This window comes from Nocardia colli (genome assembly GCF_008704205.1).
In the GTDB taxonomy this organism is placed as follows: Bacteria; Actinomycetota; Actinomycetes; order Mycobacteriales; family Mycobacteriaceae; genus Nocardia; species Nocardia colli.
In genome coordinates this window covers 1,356,694-1,372,656 of sequence record NZ_VXLC01000001.1, presented here as the reverse complement: position 1 = coordinate 1,372,656, position 15,963 = coordinate 1,356,694, and the positions used below count along the sequence as shown (strand labels likewise).

Here is a 15,963-nt window from a genome sequence, read left to right as displayed (position 1 = left end):
ATGCGATCCGCGAAGGCCCTGGGGCTCAAGACGGTCGCCGTCTACTCCGATGCCGACACCGGCGCGGCGCATGTCGAAATCGCCGATGTCGCAGTACGTCTCGGCCCCGGCCCGGCCGCCGAGTCCTACCTGCGCTCGGACCTGGTGATCGAGGCGGCGCTGGCCACCGGCGCCGGCGCCATTCATCCCGGTTACGGATTCCTTTCGGAGAACGCGGATTTCGCCACGAAGGTGGCCGAGGCCGGCCTGCGGTTCGTCGGCCCCACACCGGAGCAGCTGCGCGTCTTCGGTGACAAACACACCGCGCGCGAGGCTGCGCGGGCCGTCGGCGTTCCGCTGATCCCCGGCAGCGGCCTGCTCGACTCGGCCGAGCACGCGGTCGCCGAAGCCGCCCGGATCGGCTACCCGGTGATGCTCAAGGCGGTCGGCGGCGGTGGCGGCATCGGCATGCAGGCCTGTTTCGCCGCGGACGAACTGCGCGCCGCCTACCAGCGCGTTCAGCGCCTGGCGGCGACGAACTTCGCCTCGACCGGTGTCTTCCTGGAACGTTTCGTCGCGCGGGCGAGGCACATCGAGGTCCAGCTGTTCGGCGACGGCAACGGCCGCGTGGTCAGCCTCGGCACCCGGGATTGCTCGTTGCAACGACGCAATCAGAAGGTCCTCGAAGAGGCGCCGGCACCCGGCCTCAGCGCCGAACTGACCGACCAATTGCTCTCGGCATCACGAGAACTCGCCCGATCGGTCGGCTACCGCTCGGCCGGAACGGTGGAGTTCGTCTACGACACCGAACACGGCACCGCCTCGTTCCTGGAGATGAATACCCGGCTGCAAGTGGAACATCCGGTGACCGAGGCGGTGACCGGCGTCGACCTGGTCGCCTGGATGCTGCGCCTGGCCGGCGGCGACGCCTCGATGGTGGACGAACAGCCGGAGAGCGGTCCGCCGATCACCGGCTGGGCCGTGGAGGCCCGGGTGTACGCGGAGGATCCGGGCCACGACTACCGGCCCAGCGCCGGATTGATCACCGCCGCGGCCTTCCCGGTCGAGACCTACACCGGCGCCACCACCGCGAGCGCGGCGCCGCAAGGCCTCCGCGTCGACACCTGGGTGGGCACCGGCACCCAGGTCAGCCCGTACTACGACCCGTTGCTGGCCAAGGTGATCGCCACCGGCGACAGCCGTGACCACGCCTTCACCCGCCTCACCGGCGCCCTCGCGGACTCCCACATCTACGGCGTGCAGACCAACCTGCCTCAATTGCGCCAGGCGACAAGCGATTCGCGGGTATTGCGCGCGGAGCACGTCACGACGACGCTGGCCGAGATCCGCCCGGTCGGCCGCCGCCTCGACGTACTGCGCGGCGGCACCATGACGACGGTGCAGGACCACCCGGGCCGAATCGGCCTCTGGCAGGTCGGCATTCCACCGTCCGGCCCGATGGACGATCTGTCGTTCACCCTCGCCAATACCGCCGTCGGCAATCCGGTCGGCGTGCCCGCGCTGGAGTGCACGCTGCACGGCCCGCAACTGCGCTTCTCCGACACCGCGGTGGTGTGCGTGACCGGCGCACCCACCCCGGTCACGGTCGACGGACAACCCGCGCCGATGTGGCAGCCGATCACGGTGCCGGCCGGTGCGATGCTCGACGTCGGCGCACCGACCGACGCCGGCCTGCGCACCTACCTGGCGGTGCGCGGCGGCATCGACGCCCCGCTCTACCACGGCAGCGCCGCCACCTTCACCCTCGGCGGTTTCGGCGGCGTCACCGGCAAAGCCGTTGTGGCGGGCGATGTTCTGGGCATCGCACCGACCGCCGAGCACACCCTTGGCACCCCCGCCGAGGTGCCGGAGCACGAGCGCCCCGACTTCACCCACGACTGGCAGCTCGCCGTCGGCGAGGGACCGCAGACCTCCCCCGCCTACTTCACCGACGACGACATGACCCAGTTCTATACCCACCCTTGGCAAGTCGGCAGCCACGCCAACCGCACCGGCATCCGGCTCGAGGGACCCAAACCGACCTGGTCTCGCACCGACGGCGGCGACGCCGGGCTGCATCCGTCCAACCTGCACGACAACCCGTACAGCGTCGGCACATTGAACGTTTCCGGCGACACCCCGATCCTGCTCGGCCCCGACGGCCCCAGCCTCGGCGGCTTCGCCTGCCCGCTGACCGTGGTCTCGGCCCACCGCTGGAAACTCGGTCAGCTGCGTCCCGGCGACACCCTCCGATTCGTGCCCGTCACCGACGACGAGGCCGTCCTGCTGCGCGAGTCGAACTCCACCCGCGCGCACGACATCGTCCCGAATCCACGTGCCGCACTGCGTGATCACGGAATTCTCGGCGCCGTCGACGGCGACGGCGATCGCCCGCGGGTCGCCTATCTGCGCGGTGGTGACGACAACATCCTGGTCGAATACGGCGACATGGTGCTGGATCTCGGCCTGCGCATGCGCGTCCACGCGCTCGCCGAGGCGCTGGCGGGCACCGGCCTGCCCGGCATCCTCGACGTCACCCCGGGCGTGCGCGCACTGCACATCCACTTCGATCCCGAAGTGCTGCCGCAGTATCGGCTGCTCGGCACGCTGCACGAGATCGAACTCGCGCTCCCCGCGACCACCGACCTGGTCGTGCCGAGCCGCACCATCCGGCTGCCGCTCTCGTTCGACGATCCGTCCATCGCCGAGGCGATCGACCGCTACCGCAGCGGTGTGCGCGACACCGCCCCGTGGCTGCCGTCGAACACCGAGTTCATCCGCCGCATCAACGGACTCGACAGCGTCGACGACGTGCGCGCCACCGTGTTCGACGCGGAATACCTGGTGCTCGGCCTGGGCGACGTGTATCTCGGTGCACCGCTGGCGGTTCCGCTCGATCCGCGGCATCGCCTGGTGACCACCAAGTACAACCCGGCCCGCACCTGGACACCGTCGGACGCGGTCGGCATCGGCGGCAAGTACCTGTGCGTGTACGGCATGGCCTCGCCCGGCGGATACCAGCTGATCGGCCGTACCGTGCCGATCTGGTCCAGTTACCGGCAGTCCGCGCCGTTCGAACCGGGCACGCCCTGGCTGTTCCGGTTCTTCGACCGCATCGTCTGGGAACCGGTGAGCGCCGAACAACTCCTCGACCATCGCGAGGCGGCCGCGGCGGGCCGGTTCGACGCGGAGGTCAGCGACGGCACCTTCGCACTGGCCGACCACCTGGCGCTGCTCCGCGCGGAAGCCGAGTCGATCGCCGAGTTCACGGCCAAGCAGACGGCGGCGTTCGAGGCGGAGAAGGCGGCCTGGCGCGCGGCGGGCGAGTTCGACCGCCCGACCGCGACCGCGCCGGTCGCCGATCCGGCCGACGATCCGCTGGCGGACCTGCCGCCCGGCGCGACGGTCGTGACGGCGCCGATGATCGGCAATGTATGGCGCGTCGAAGTCGAAGCGGGACAACGTCTTACGGCAGGAGCACCGATCGCGGTGCTGGAAGCGATGAAACTGGAACTGCCGGTGCACAGCCCGGGCGCAGGCACGGTGTTGAAGGTCCTGGCCACGCCGGGCGCCAAGGTAGAACCGGGAACCCCACTAGCAGTGATCGGAGTCGACTGAATGACCGCCGGCGAGCTCTCCCCACCCACCCCGCCGGCTCCGCCGGCTGCCGTCCCCTTCGGCAACAGCACCTCACCCACCGAACGAGTGGCCGCCGCGTATCGGCGGATCGCCGAGGTGGATCGGCCCGAGGTGTGGATCACCCTGCGCCCGGAGAGCGAGGTCGCCGCCGACGCCGCGGCCGTCGAACAGCGTCTCGCCGACGGCGCCACACTGCCGCTGGCCGGTGTACTGGTGGCGGTCAAGGACAACATCGACGTCGCCGGGCTGCCGACGACCGCGGGCTGCCCTGAATTCGCCTATACCGCGGAGGTGACCGCGTCCGCGATCGAGCGGCTGGTCGCGGCGGGCGCGATCGTGCTCGGCAAGACGAACCTCGACCAGTTCGCCACGGGACTGGTCGGGACGCGCAGCCCTTACGGGGCGGTGCGAAATGCGTTCGATCCCGAGCTGATTTCCGGCGGTTCCAGTTCGGGCTCCGCGGCGGCGGTGGCGCTCGGCCTCGCCGATATCGGAATCGGCACGGACACAGCGGGTTCCGGACGGGTACCCGCGGCGCTGCACGGAATCGCCGGCATCAAGGCCACTTTGGGCATCATCCCGGCGCACGGTGTCGTGCCCGCCTGCGTGGACTACGACGCGGTCACCGTCTTCGCCACCGAGCTCGCCGACGCGGTGGCGGCCGCCGCGGTGATGTCCGGGCCGGAGCCGCGCGATCCGCGCAGTCGCACCTGGCCGGCCGACGTCCGGCTGGCCGCGCCCCTGGCCGCGCGGATCGCGATCCCACGGGCGGCCGACCTGGTCGCGCTGAGCGAGCCGTATCGGGAGGCGTTCGCGCGGACCGCCGCCGTCGTCGCGGATTCCGGCGCGAAGATCGAGGAGGTCGACATCTCCGGCCTGCTCGACGCCGCGCTGCTGCTGTACGACGGCGCGATCGTCGCCGAACGCTACGCCGCGGTCGGCGCCTTCCTGGAAACCGAGCCCGCCGGAGCCGATCCCACGGTCGCCGCGATCATCGAATCCGCCGGTGCGACAACCGGTCCCGCGTTCGTGGCGGATCTCGACACGCTGGCCCGCGCCCGCGCGTCCGCCGCCGAACTGCTCGGCGGTTTCGACGCCCTGCTGCTGCCCACCACCACCGAACACCCGAGTATCGCCGCGGTGCAAGCGGATCCGATCGGCATCAATCGACGCCTGGGCACCTTTACCAACTTCTGCAACCTGCTCGACCTGGCATCGATCGCGATCCCCGGCGAACTCACCACCGCGGGTGCGCCGTTCGGCGTGATGCTGGTGACCCCTGCCTTCACCGATCAGGTCGCTATCGATCTGGCTGCCCGCATGGTCGGCAGCGATCCCGCGCCGTTGCTGGTCGAACGCGGCGTCGACTTGGCCGTCTTCGGCGCGCACCTGCGCGGCCAACCACTGCATTGGCAGCTGGAACAGATCGGCGCCCGCTTCGCCGGAGACGTCCGCACCACCGACGCCTACCGTCTCACCGCCCTGGACACCACACCGCCGAAGCCCGGACTCGTCCGTCACGGGGACGGCCTCGGCGCGCCCATCCTCGGCGAACTCTTCCGCGTCTCCGAAGCGGGACTCGGCAGCTTCCTCGCCGCCCTGCCCGCTCCCATGGCCCTCACCAGCGTCGAATTGTCCGACGGCCGTTCGGTTATCGGCTTCGCCTGCACCTACGACGCCGCCATCACCGCCACCGACATCACCGCTTACGGCGGCTGGAAGTCCTACCTGTCGCGGTAGCACCGCCTGCGCACCGAGCCCCGTGGCCCGCCGATCAACCGGCGGGCCGCGTTCTGTGTGTGGGCTCTACATGAACCGCCATTTGCCCTGCCGCCCTCGGCATACCGCGATGAGCAGGCAATTCTTTGCCAGAACATTCGTCTTACACATTTGTACTAGACATCCGTGCAAGCGTGCTGTAGACATATGTCTAAGACATTCAGCACCAAGCAAGGGACCAGATCATGAGCACGAACTCCACCCAGCCCCGCATCCTCATCGCCGGTGGCGGCATCGGCGGCAACGCGGTCGCGCTGCAACTGCTTCGCGCAGGCATCCGCGCCACCGTGGTGGAGCGGGCCGACGCGCCGCGGCCGGGCGGGCAGGCCGTCGACCTGCGCGGGCCGAGCGTCGAGGTCGCCGAGCGGATGAACCTGATGCCGGGCATCCGCAAGTACCAGCTCGACGAGCGCGGCATGAAGTTCGTCGACGCCACGGGCCGCGACATCGTGCGGATGCCGACCGAGCTGTTCGAAGGCAAGGGTGGCGTGGCCGAAATCGAGCTCACCCGAGGCGATTTCAACCAGGTGCTGCTCGACGCGCTGGCCGAGGCGGGCGGCGTGGACTACCGCTACGGCGAGTGGATCGTCGAGCTCGCCCAGGACGCGAGCGGGGTCGACGTCACCTTCGCCTCCGGCGCGCAGCAGCGCTTCGATCTGGTGATCGGCGCCGACGGACTGCATTCCGGCACCCGCCGGATGGTGTTCGGCCCGGAGGAGCAGTTCTCCACCTACCTCGGCGGCTACATGTCCTTCTTCACCCTGCCGTCCCCGGACAGCGTGGAGAACAACTGGTTCACCATGCACTCGATGGTCGGCGCGACCAATATCGGGCTGCGCCCCGACGCCGACCCGGCCACCTCGAAGGCCCTGATCACCATCCGCACCGACGCGGATCCCGCACTGCGCCGGGATGTTCCGGCTCAGCAGGAGCTGATCCGGCAGCGGCTGGCCGGCGGCGGCTGGGAAGCGACCACCATCACCGACGCGCTGGGCGGGGCGAGCGACTTCTACTTCGACGAGCTGGCCCGCATCGACATGCCGACCTGGTCGAAGGGCCGGGTCGTGCTGCTCGGCGACGCCGGTTACTGCGGTTCACCGCTCACCGGCAACGGCACCGCGATGGCGCTGATCGGCGCGTACGTGCTCGCCGGTGAGATCGTCACGCAAGCAGGCGATCCCGAGCAGGCGCTCGCCCGCTACGAAGCGGTGCTCCGGCCGTTCATCGCGAAGGCGCAGGAGCTCCCGCCGGGTGGGCTGAAGGCGATGACCCCCAAGTCCAGCTTCGGCATCCGCGCGGGGCACACCGTCAGCAAGCTGATGACCTCGAAGGCGATGAAGCCGCTGATGATGAAGATGCTCACCAAGACCGAGTCCTACGACCTGCCCGACTACTCCGCGCAGACCGTCAGCCAGTAATCCGAACCGCAACGACCGGAGCCGTCCAGTACGGCTCCGGTCGTTGTCGTGCAGGACTATTCGACGACCGTTCGCCGGTCGAGCAGGAACGGGAGGGCGAAAGTGCGCAGTAGGGCGCGCTCCTCGTCCTCGCCCGCACCGGGCAAGGTCAACAGCGACACCATCACCCGGACGAACCATTGCCCGAGCCGGCGGGCGGCGGGGCCGGGCAGGTCCGGGCGGAAGCCGCTGACGAAGCCGGTCGCGAGGGTATCCACCACTTCCGACGAATTCGACAGCTGGGCAACGATTCCCGCGTTGGCCGGCTCGAACCACACGGCCAGGTGCGGAGTTTTGCGCACCTCGGCGATCAACGCGGTGAAACCGTCGAGCAGTTGCTCGCCGGGGTCCGCCGCCGCGGTGACCGCCGGATCGCGCCATACCCGCTCGACCACCAGCCGGGCCTCGCGGCCGGCGAAGGCGACGTACAGGGCCTGCCGATTGTCGAAGTATCGGTACAGCGTCGCCCTGGAACATCCTGCGGCCTCGGCTACTTCGGCCATTCCGACGCCGGTGACGCCCTTGTCGATGAACAACGCGCGCACCGCGTCCAGGATCCGCTCACTCGCCAGTTCCGCGCGCCCGTCCGCCAGCCAGTCCCCGGTCATGCCGCGCACCGGAACGGGACGGTGGTCGGCCGCCGGACGTACGGCCCCGGCGCGTACTCGACCGCATCGATGTCCACGGTGAAATTCGGGAAGCGATCGAGCAGTTCCTCCAGTGCCACTCGAGCCTGCATCCGCGCCGCAGCGGCACCGAGGCAGTGGTGCGGGCCGTGGCCGAAGGTGAGGATGCGCTGCGGATTCCGGTCGATATCGAGCTCCGCCGCGTCCGCGCCGAACGCGCGTTCGTCGCGGTTGGCCGAGCCGAACATCAGCAATACCTTGCGCCCCACGGGGATTGTCTTGCCATCCAATTCGACCGGGCGGGTCACGGTTCGCGCCAGACCCTGCACCGGCGCGGTCAGCCTCGCGAATTCCTCTATCGCCGTGCGGATTCGGTCCGGGTCGGCGGCCAGCTCGGCGCGCTGGTCCGGATGTTGTTGCAGCAGTTGCACGGCGCCACCGAGCAATCCCGTCGTGGTGTCGTTGCCGCCCGCGACCATCGTCCAGGTGTAGGCCAGAATCTGCACCAGCCCACGCACATCCGCGTCGTCCGCCGCCATGCCCGCCTGCACGAGCAGCGACACGGTGTCCTCCCCCGGGTCGGTCCGCCGCCGCTTGATCAGCTCGGCGAAGTAGCCCATCATCTCCATCGACGCGGGCAGCGCCTGGGTTTGCGCGCGATCGATGCTCCCCGCGACCACCGCGTCGGTCCAGCCGTCGAACCGGGCCCGATCCTCCTCCGGTACGCCGAGGTAATAGGCCACCACCATGCTAGGCAGCGGCTTGAACACCTGCTTGACGATGTCGCCGCCGCCGTCCGCGGCGATCCGGTCGAGGCGGTCGCGGACGAATCGGCGCACCACCGGTTCCACCTCGCTGACCTGCCGGGGGGTGAACCCGCGGGCGACGAGCTTGCGAAAGTCGGTGTGCTCCGGCGGATCCTGCATGACCAGCGGCGGATTGTCGGTCAGCCCGATCTGTTCCAGCTCGCCGTATTCCACGGTCAGGCCGTCGCGGGAGGAGTAGGTCTCGCTGTCGCGGGCGGCCGCGTAGACGTCGGCGTGCCGGGTGAGCACCCAGTAATCGTGGTCGGGGCGGGCCGGCGGCACCACGTGGTGCACCGGATCCTGTTCGCGCAGTGCGGCATACATCTCCCACGGCGACGTCCAGGTGGCGCCGGAGCGGAGCTCGAAGACGGGAGCAGGCTGATACGCATCGATCAACATGTATTGACGGTAAGACAAATACGCAAAAGTGTCTAGAACAAGTTCTACCCGTGGCGCCGGGCCGATTACCCTCCGAAACCGGTCCGGCCGCCCCTCGTCTCGGGATCATCGCCCGCGCACCCGCGGTTACCTTCAGCAGTGGCAACTTCGGTGTCCGTTGCCGGTCAGCTCCCGGAAGAGCCTGCGAAAACGTGTCCGGTGTCCCGAGTGGCCTGCCAGGCCGGTCACCCCTCGTGGACCGGCCCGGCAAGCACTCTCCCCCGGAGCCCGACCTGTCAACCCCTCGAAGACAGGTCACGCTCCGTTCCCCACCCCCGGTGGTGGACTGACCCACCGAACGCTCCGGTTCCCCCAAACCGGAGCGTTCGGTGTTGAGACAAACAATGCCTGCGCGGGCTTAGCACGGACTTAAGAACACCTTGCAGGCGTAAAACCGCAGGTGATGGCGTCAGATGGGTGACGAATGTGCCGCGTTTGTATCAACCGGTCCCGGATGACGGATGATGGAGACAGGTGCGTGCAGGAGATTGGGAGCAACGATGGAAACCGTGGTGGTCTGGGTATTGGCCTGCGTGCTGTATTGGTGGGGCCTGCTGTAGCCGTGGACAGAAACCTGGCCGGAACCGGCCAGGTCTACTACACTCGGTCGTAGAGCGGCGTGCACCGTTGCCGCCGCGTCTCCTCCGATGGGGGTCACGATGACGCACCCGACAGCCGCCCGGCCCGATCTCGCCGCAGGCCCGGCCTTCTCCCAATTACGTTGGGCTACCGCTCTGTTCGCGGTGGCGCTACTCACTCATGGCGCCGATCATCTGCGGCGCGGGATGGACACCGTCTCCAGCACCGTAATGGTGCTCGGCACAGTGCAATTCGTGCTCGGTGTCGCGACCGTCGTGCTGGTGTTCACCGGTCATCGGTGGGCGGCGCTCGCGGCCGTCGGGATCGGGTTCGTCAGTGCCGCCGGGTTCGTCCTGGTGCATCTGTTCCCGGACTGGTTCGGTCCGCTCAGCGACAGCTTCATCAACGCGCCCGCCGCGGCCAAGGTGAACGGATTCTCTTGGTTCGCGGCGATTTTCGAGATCATCGCCGACCTGCTCATCGGCATCGCCGGCTTGCGCGCCCGGCGCGCGGCGGCCTGAGGACGACGTAATCAGCGTCAGTGCACGGCTTCGACGGCCACCCTGGTGGCGTCGGCGATCACGTCGTTGCTCGATTCGGCTTCCTTGACCGACTTGCAGGTCTGGATCGCGATGACCAGCGGGGCGGCCGAGCCGTCCGGCCAGGTGACCGCCGCGTCGTGCGCGCAGCCGTAGTCGCCGGTGCCGGTCTTGTCGCCGGTGCTCCAGCCGGCCGGCACGCCCGCGCGAATTCGCTTGTCGCCGGTGGTGTTCGCCTTCAGCCAGCCGGTCAGCCGCGCCCGCTCCGGCGCGCCGAGCGCGTCACCGACCACCAGCGCGCGGTAGTCGGTGGCGAGCGCCGCCGGGGTGGTGGTGTCGCGTTCGTCGCCGGGAATGGCGGTGTTGAGCTCCGGCTCCCAGCGATCGAGGTGGCTCACCTGGTCGCCGATGCCGCGCAGGAAGCCGGTGAGTCCTTGCGGGCCACCGAGTTCGCGGAGCAGGAGGTTGCCCGCGGTATTGTCGCTCTGGGTGATCGCGGCCTCGGCGAGCTGGGCGACGGTCATACCCTCGGCGACCTTGGTCTTGGTGACCGGCGAATAGCTCAGCAGGTCGGCGTCGGTGTAGTGGATGACCCGGTCGAAGTAGCCGGTGTCGAGTGGATGCGCCTTCAGCAGGGCCGCGGCGGCCAGGCCTTTGAAGGTGGACAGGAACGGGAAGCGTTCGTCGGCGCGCGCGGTCAGCGTCTTGCCGCTGCCGGTGTCGACCGCGAACACGCCGATCCGCGCGTCGTACTTCTTTTCCAGCGCGGCCAGCTCCGCGGCCGACGAGTTGCCGGACTGGGCGCTGGAGGTCGGCGAGTCGGTATGTGCCGTAGTGGAATCGGGGCCGCATGCGGCGAGCAACGGTAGGACGAGAGCGGCGGTGGTCAAGGCCACCCGGGAATCACGCGTCAGCCGAAACATCCCATCACTTTCGCAGGCGGGCCGACGCCCGGCAAACCGAGACCTCAGTCCGTATGACCTGCGGCTATGACCGAGGCGGGTGCGCACCTCGGGTGCGCACCCGAGGTGCGCACCCGCCTCGATGTCACGATCAGCCCTGCGCCGGCGGCGGCGTCGAACCGGCATCGAGACCGGCCCGGACGCCCTCCTCGACGCGCTTGCCGAGATCGGGATCCACGTTCGTCCAGTACTCGAACACCCGGCTCAGCACCGGCTCCTGCACGCCGCCGAGCACGTGCCCGACGATGTTGTTCACCAGGCGCTCGCGCTGGTCATCGTTGAGTACCTCGCGAACCAGCGTCCCCGCCTGGGTGAAGTCGCCGTCCTCGGCGTGCTGGACGTAACCCGCCCGCACCATCGTCGGATCGAACTCCCACAGACCGCCGTCCGGCGCCTGCGCCGGGTCGGCGTGCGGTCCGCCATAGGAGTTCGGCGCGTACACCGGCACGGTCGCATCGTTGTAGGCGAACCGCATCGCGCCCTCCTTGGAGTAGGAGTTCACCGCCGCGGCCCGCGGCAGGTTCGGCGGCAGCTGCGCGTAGTTGGTGCCGATCCGGTAGCGGTGCGCGTCCGCGTAGGCGAACACCCGGCCGAGCAGCATCTTGTCCGGCGAGAAGCCGATGCCCGGAACGACATTCGACGGCTCGAACGCGGCCTGCTCGATGTCGACGAAGTAGTTGCCCGGGTTGCGGTTCAGCGTCCACTTGCCGACCTCGATCAGCGGGTAGTCCTTGTGCGACCACACCTTGGTCAGGTCGAACGGGTTGAACCGGTAGCCCTCCGCGTCGGCGGCCGGCATCACCTGCACGTGCAGGGTCCAGCTCGGGAAGTCGCCGCGCTCGATCGAGTCCCACAGATCCTTGCGGTGGAAGTCGGCGTTCTCGCCGGCGATCCGGTCCGCGTCGGCCTGGGTGAGGTAGTCCACGCCCTGGTCGGTCTTGAAGTGGTACTTCACCCAGAAGCGCTCGCCGGCCTCGTTGACCCACTGATAGGTGTGCGAGCCGTAGCCGTTCATGTGCCGGTAGGTCTTCGGGATGCCGCGGTCACCCATCAGCCAGGTCACCTGGTGCGCGGTCTCCGGGCGCAGGGTCCAGAAGTCCCACTGCATGTTGTGGTCGCGAAGTCCGTTGCCGGGCAAGCGCTTCTGCGACCGGATGAAGTCGGGGAACTTGATCGGGTCCTTGATGAAGAAGACCGGGGTGTTGTTGCCGACGAGGTCGTAGTTGCCGTCCTCGGTGTAGAACTTCACCGCGAAACCCCGGGGGTCGCGCCAGGTGTCGGGGCTGCCCTGCTCGCCGGCGACGGTGGAGAACCGGACCAGCGACTCGGTCCGCGCACCCGGCTGGAACAGCTTGGCCTTGGTGTAGCGGCTGACGTCGTTGGTCACCACCAGCTCGCCGTAGGCGCCCGCGCCCTTGGCGTGCACGATCCGCTCCGGCACCCGCTCGCGGTTGAACTGGGCGAGCTTCTCGATCAGGTAGTGGTCGTGCAGCAGGATCGGGCCTTGCGTTCCGGCGGTGAGCGATTCGTCGTCGCTCTGCACCGGGGTGCCGGTGTTGGTGGTTGTCGGCTTGGTCATTCTCGAAGCCTCCTCGTCGTCACGAATGCCCGGGGGTGGGCTGTACCCCCGCGGCTCAATCAGGATTGCTGCCGCTGTTCGCGCGGCAGGCCGGGCATAGGCCCCAGAAGACGACCTCCGCCTCGTCGACCGCGAAACCGTGGTCGTCGGCGGGGGTCAGGCAGGGCGCTGCGCCCACGGCACAGTCGATGTCGACGACCGTGCCGCAGCTACGGCACACCAGGTGGTGATGGTTGTCCCCGGCGCGGGTCTCGTACAGCGCGGCCGAGCCGGCCGGCTCGATGCGCCGCAGGAGTCCGGCGTGCACGCAGGCCCTCAGCACGTCGTAGACGGCCTGCGTGGACACCGAACCCAGGGCTTCCCGGACGGTGGCCGCCACCCGATCCGCATCGGAATGCGGCGCGGCGGCGACCGCGTCCAGCACCGCGACCCGCGGGGCGGTGACCCGCAGACCGGCCGCACGCAGCTGCGTCCGGGGATCGGTGTGGTTGGTGCGCATGCCTTCGATCCTCCACCTTTTCTGGAATTAGTCAAGAAAAGGACAGTGGCGCGCATCACATCCGCTGCCGCGGAATACATCCGGGCGGGTGGTCGTTGATCACCACTGTCGACGTCCGGACAGCCCCGGGCCTCACCCCTTTGTCGCTACGAGCGACCACCCGCCGAGAGGCGCTTGTGGGACGTCGACTCCGAGTCGTGACGCTGGCGTGGCGTCCGGCGACTCAGCGCCGCCAGGTTTTTTGACCTGGCGGCGTTTGTGTTTTCCGCCCGGCTCGCCGCCCAGGTGTCCCGGTCCTGGCGGGCCTGCGCGATAGCCTCGTGCGCATGGGGCGATTCGGTGGGTTCCTGGTTGGGTTCGCTGCGTTCTCGCTGGTCGCGGGCAATGTCTTCGCCGGCAGCGCGCAGGCGGCGCCGAGCCGTGTCGCCGGCGACCTACGGTGCACGCCGCAGTCCGGGCGGGAGTTCCCGCGGGCCCGGCCCGAGCAGGTCGGCCTGGATTCGGCGCTGCTCGCGGACGCGCTCACCTTCGCCGCCACCCGAAATCGGTTGAACGTACAGGTGTTCCGGCACAACTGCCTGATCGGCGAGGGGCCGACGAACGCGCAGACCGGGAACGTGGCGTGGAACATCTGGAGTTCCACCAAGAGCGTCGTCTCGATGCTCGCCGGGATCGCTTGGGACCAGGGCAAACTCGATATCTCCGCGCCGATCGACCGCTACCTGCCGCCGGAGCTCGGCGACACCGAGCATCGCTCGATCACCGTGGAGAACCTGCTCACCGAGACCTCGGGGTTGAAGGTCGGCGCGCTCACCGAGGGCATCAGCGGCGTGGTGCCGATCGACCCGAACAGCGCCGTGCAGGCGTTGGGCATGCCGCTGGTCCATCCGCCGGGTACCAAGTTCACTTACAGCCAGCGCAATGTCGACTTGCTCAGTTACGTACTCGAATTGGCGGTCGGCGAACCGTTGCAGCAATTCGCGCAGCGGGAGCTGTTCGATCCGCTCGGCATCGAACGCGGCGATTACTACTGGGCGCGCGACCGCGCCGGACACACCTACGGGTATGCCCATCTGATGCTTCCGCCGAACGATTTCGCCAAGCTCGGCCTGCTGGTGAGCAACGACGGGCGCTGGGGCACACAGCAACTCATCTCGGACAAGTATCTGCGCAAAGCGCTTCGGCCGTCCTCGGCCAACGAATGCTACGGATATCTGTTCTGGCTCGGACCCGAGTGCGCGGCGCCGCTCTACAACGTGCCCGAGGACGTGTTCATGATGGACGGCCTCGGGATGCAGAACGTTTTCGGCATTCCGAGCCTGGACCTCACGGTGGTCTGGACCGGATTCTTCGGTAACCGCAGCGGTAAAGGCGTGACCGGCAGCCTGCAGAATCAAGCGGAACTGCCCTACGAATTCTTCCGCAAACTGTTCGCGGCATTCCATGATCGGCCGCTGCCCGACCCGGGCCCGTTCGTCGAACCGCCGGTGGTGCTCGACCCCCGGACGTACGTCGATCCGGACATCCTGCTCGCGGTATTCGGCATCGGCCCGGACGCCTACCCCGGCTGCAATGTCTTCTCCTGCCTGAACTATCCGCTGGCCCCGCCGTTTTGGGACACCGCACCGGGTTGCGCGATCCTGGTCTGCCTCGGCCCGGACGCGCCGGGGATCCGGTGAATCTCCGGCACCCTCGCCATTCGCCGGTCGCCGCCTCGTTCGCGCGATAGCCTCGTGCGCATGGGGCGATTCGGTGGGTTCCTCGTTGGGTTCGCGGTGTTATCGCTGGTCGCGGGGAATCTATTCGCCGGCAGCGGGCAGGCTTCCGCCGAACCGGTGAGCTGCGAGGTGCAATCCGGTCGGGAATTGGCCCGGGCGACGCCGGAACAGGCCGGGCTGGACAGTGCGCGGCTGGCCGCGGCATTGACCTTCGCCGCCGGTCGAAATCGCATCAATATCAAGGTGTTCCGGCACAATTGCCTGATCGGCGAGGGGCCGAACAACGCGCCGACCGACAATGTGGCGTGGAACATCTGGAGCGCGACCAAGAGTGTGGTCTCGCTGCTCGCCGGAATCGCCTGGGACCAAGGCAAACTCGATATCTCCGCGCCGATCGACCGGTATCTGCCCGCCGGACTCGGCGACGCCGGGCATCGATCGATCACCGTGCAGAACCTGCTCACCGAGACCTCAGGGATGAAGGTCGGCGTCTTGGCCGAGGGCGCCACCGGCGTCGTGCCGATCGACCCGAACAGCGCGGTGCAGGCGCTCGGGGTGCCGCTGGACAACCCGCCGGGCGCGGTATTCAGCTACAGCCAGCGCAATGTCGACCTGCTGTCCTATGTGCTGGAATTGGCGGTCGGCGAACCACTTCAGCAATTCGCGCAACGAGAACTGTTCGATCCGCTCGGCATCGAACGCGGTGACTATTACTGGGCGCGCGACCGCGCGGGGCACACCTACGGTTACGCGCATCTGCTGCTTCCGCCGAACGATTTCGCCAAGCTCGGACTGCTCACCAGCAATGACGGGCGTTGGGGCGCACAGCAACTCGTCTCGGCCGACTACCTGCGGCAGGCGCGCGAGCCGTCGATGGCCAACAAGTGCTACGGCTATCTGTTCTGGCTCGGACCGGGGTGCGCGGAATCGGACAGCATCCTGCCCGCCGATGTGTACATGATGGCCGGGCTCGGCCTCAACAACATCTTCATCATCCCGAGCCTGGACCTGGTGGTGATGTGGACCGGATTCTTCGGCAATGTCAGCCAGTACGGGATCTCCGGCACCATCCAGAACATCGCGGAACTGCCACACGAATTCTTCCGCCGGTTGTTCGCGGCGTTCCAGGAACCGCCCATGCCCGACCCGGGACCGTATGTCGAACCGCCGGTGCGATTGAACCCGAGCCAGTTCGTCGATCTGAACTTCGTGCTCGCGGTTTTCGGAGCCGGACCGTTCGCCTATCCCGGCTGCGATGTCCTGTCCTGCTTGAACTTCCCGTTGGCCCCGCCCTTCGCGGACAACGCGCCGGGCTGCGCGATCATGGCCTGCCTCGGCCCGGACGCGCCCGGCATCCGCTGAA

General features: G+C 68.4%; 11 protein-coding genes. 6 read left to right on the top strand and 5 right to left on the bottom strand.

Annotated elements, in window-relative coordinates:
- The 3 genes from uca to F3087_RS06450 all read left to right on the top strand — a co-directional run bounded on the left by uca (nt 1) and on the right by F3087_RS06450 (nt 6,815).
- Complete coding sequence (uca, locus tag F3087_RS06460; RefSeq protein ID WP_396897534.1) at nt 1-3,597, top strand: urea carboxylase; 3,597 nt, start codon at nt 1-3, stop codon at nt 3,595-3,597.
- On the top strand, nt 3,598-5,358 hold the full coding sequence (atzF, locus tag F3087_RS06455) for an allophanate hydrolase (protein ID WP_150400773.1): 1,761 nt from the start codon (nt 3,598-3,600) through the stop codon (nt 5,356-5,358).
- Nucleotides 5,359-5,582: 224 nt separating this feature from the next.
- A complete protein-coding gene (locus tag F3087_RS06450) occupies nt 5,583-6,815 on the top strand; it encodes an FAD-dependent monooxygenase (RefSeq protein WP_150400772.1) in 1,233 nt (410 codons plus the stop codon).
- Between the two features lie 56 nt (nt 6,816-6,871).
- Here F3087_RS06450 and F3087_RS06445 read toward each other — a convergent pair whose 3' ends face one another.
- Complete coding sequence (locus tag F3087_RS06445; protein ID WP_150400771.1) at nt 6,872-7,462, bottom strand: TetR/AcrR family transcriptional regulator; 591 nt, start codon at nt 7,460-7,462, stop codon at nt 6,872-6,874.
- Nucleotides 7,459-8,685: a cytochrome P450 gene (locus F3087_RS06440; protein WP_150400770.1), complete on the bottom strand. Its 1,227-nt coding sequence runs from the start codon at nt 8,683-8,685 to the stop codon at nt 7,459-7,461. Before F3087_RS06440 ends, F3087_RS06445 begins: the two co-directional genes overlap by 4 nt.
- A 698-nt stretch (nt 8,686-9,383) precedes the next feature.
- On the opposite strand from F3087_RS06440, the gene F3087_RS06435 reads away from it, so the two are divergent.
- The gene (locus tag F3087_RS06435) at nt 9,384-9,824 is read left to right on the top strand and encodes a hypothetical protein (protein ID WP_223884848.1); all 441 of its coding nucleotides are present in this window, start codon (nt 9,384-9,386) and stop codon (nt 9,822-9,824) included.
- A 17-nt stretch (nt 9,825-9,841) separates the two neighbouring features.
- Here F3087_RS06435 and bla read toward each other — a convergent pair whose 3' ends face one another.
- The 3 genes from bla to F3087_RS06420 form a co-directional block, all read right to left on the bottom strand.
- Nucleotides 9,842-10,765 (bottom strand): class A beta-lactamase, encoded by a 924-nt coding sequence (bla, locus tag F3087_RS06430; RefSeq protein WP_150400769.1) that lies wholly within the window; start codon nt 10,763-10,765, stop codon nt 9,842-9,844.
- Nucleotides 10,766-10,895: 130 nt separating this feature from the next.
- The gene (locus F3087_RS06425) at nt 10,896-12,383 is read right to left on the bottom strand and encodes a catalase (RefSeq protein ID WP_150400768.1); all 1,488 of its coding nucleotides are present in this window, start codon (nt 12,381-12,383) and stop codon (nt 10,896-10,898) included.
- Nucleotides 12,384-12,438: 55 nt separating this feature from the next.
- Nucleotides 12,439-12,882: a Fur family transcriptional regulator gene (locus F3087_RS06420; RefSeq protein WP_150400767.1), complete on the bottom strand. Its 444-nt coding sequence runs from the start codon at nt 12,880-12,882 to the stop codon at nt 12,439-12,441.
- 326 nt (nt 12,883-13,208) lie between these two features.
- Here F3087_RS06420 and F3087_RS06415 point away from each other — a divergent pair, with 326 nt between their 5' ends.
- Both F3087_RS06415 and F3087_RS06410 read left to right on the top strand, forming a co-directional pair.
- Nucleotides 13,209-14,561, top strand: a complete 1,353-nt coding sequence (locus F3087_RS06415) for a serine hydrolase domain-containing protein (RefSeq protein ID WP_150400766.1) — start codon at nt 13,209-13,211, stop codon at nt 14,559-14,561.
- Between the two features lie 60 nt (nt 14,562-14,621).
- A complete protein-coding gene (locus F3087_RS06410) occupies nt 14,622-15,962 on the top strand; it encodes a serine hydrolase domain-containing protein (protein ID WP_150400765.1) in 1,341 nt (446 codons plus the stop codon).
- Nucleotide 15,963 lies beyond the last annotated feature (1 nt).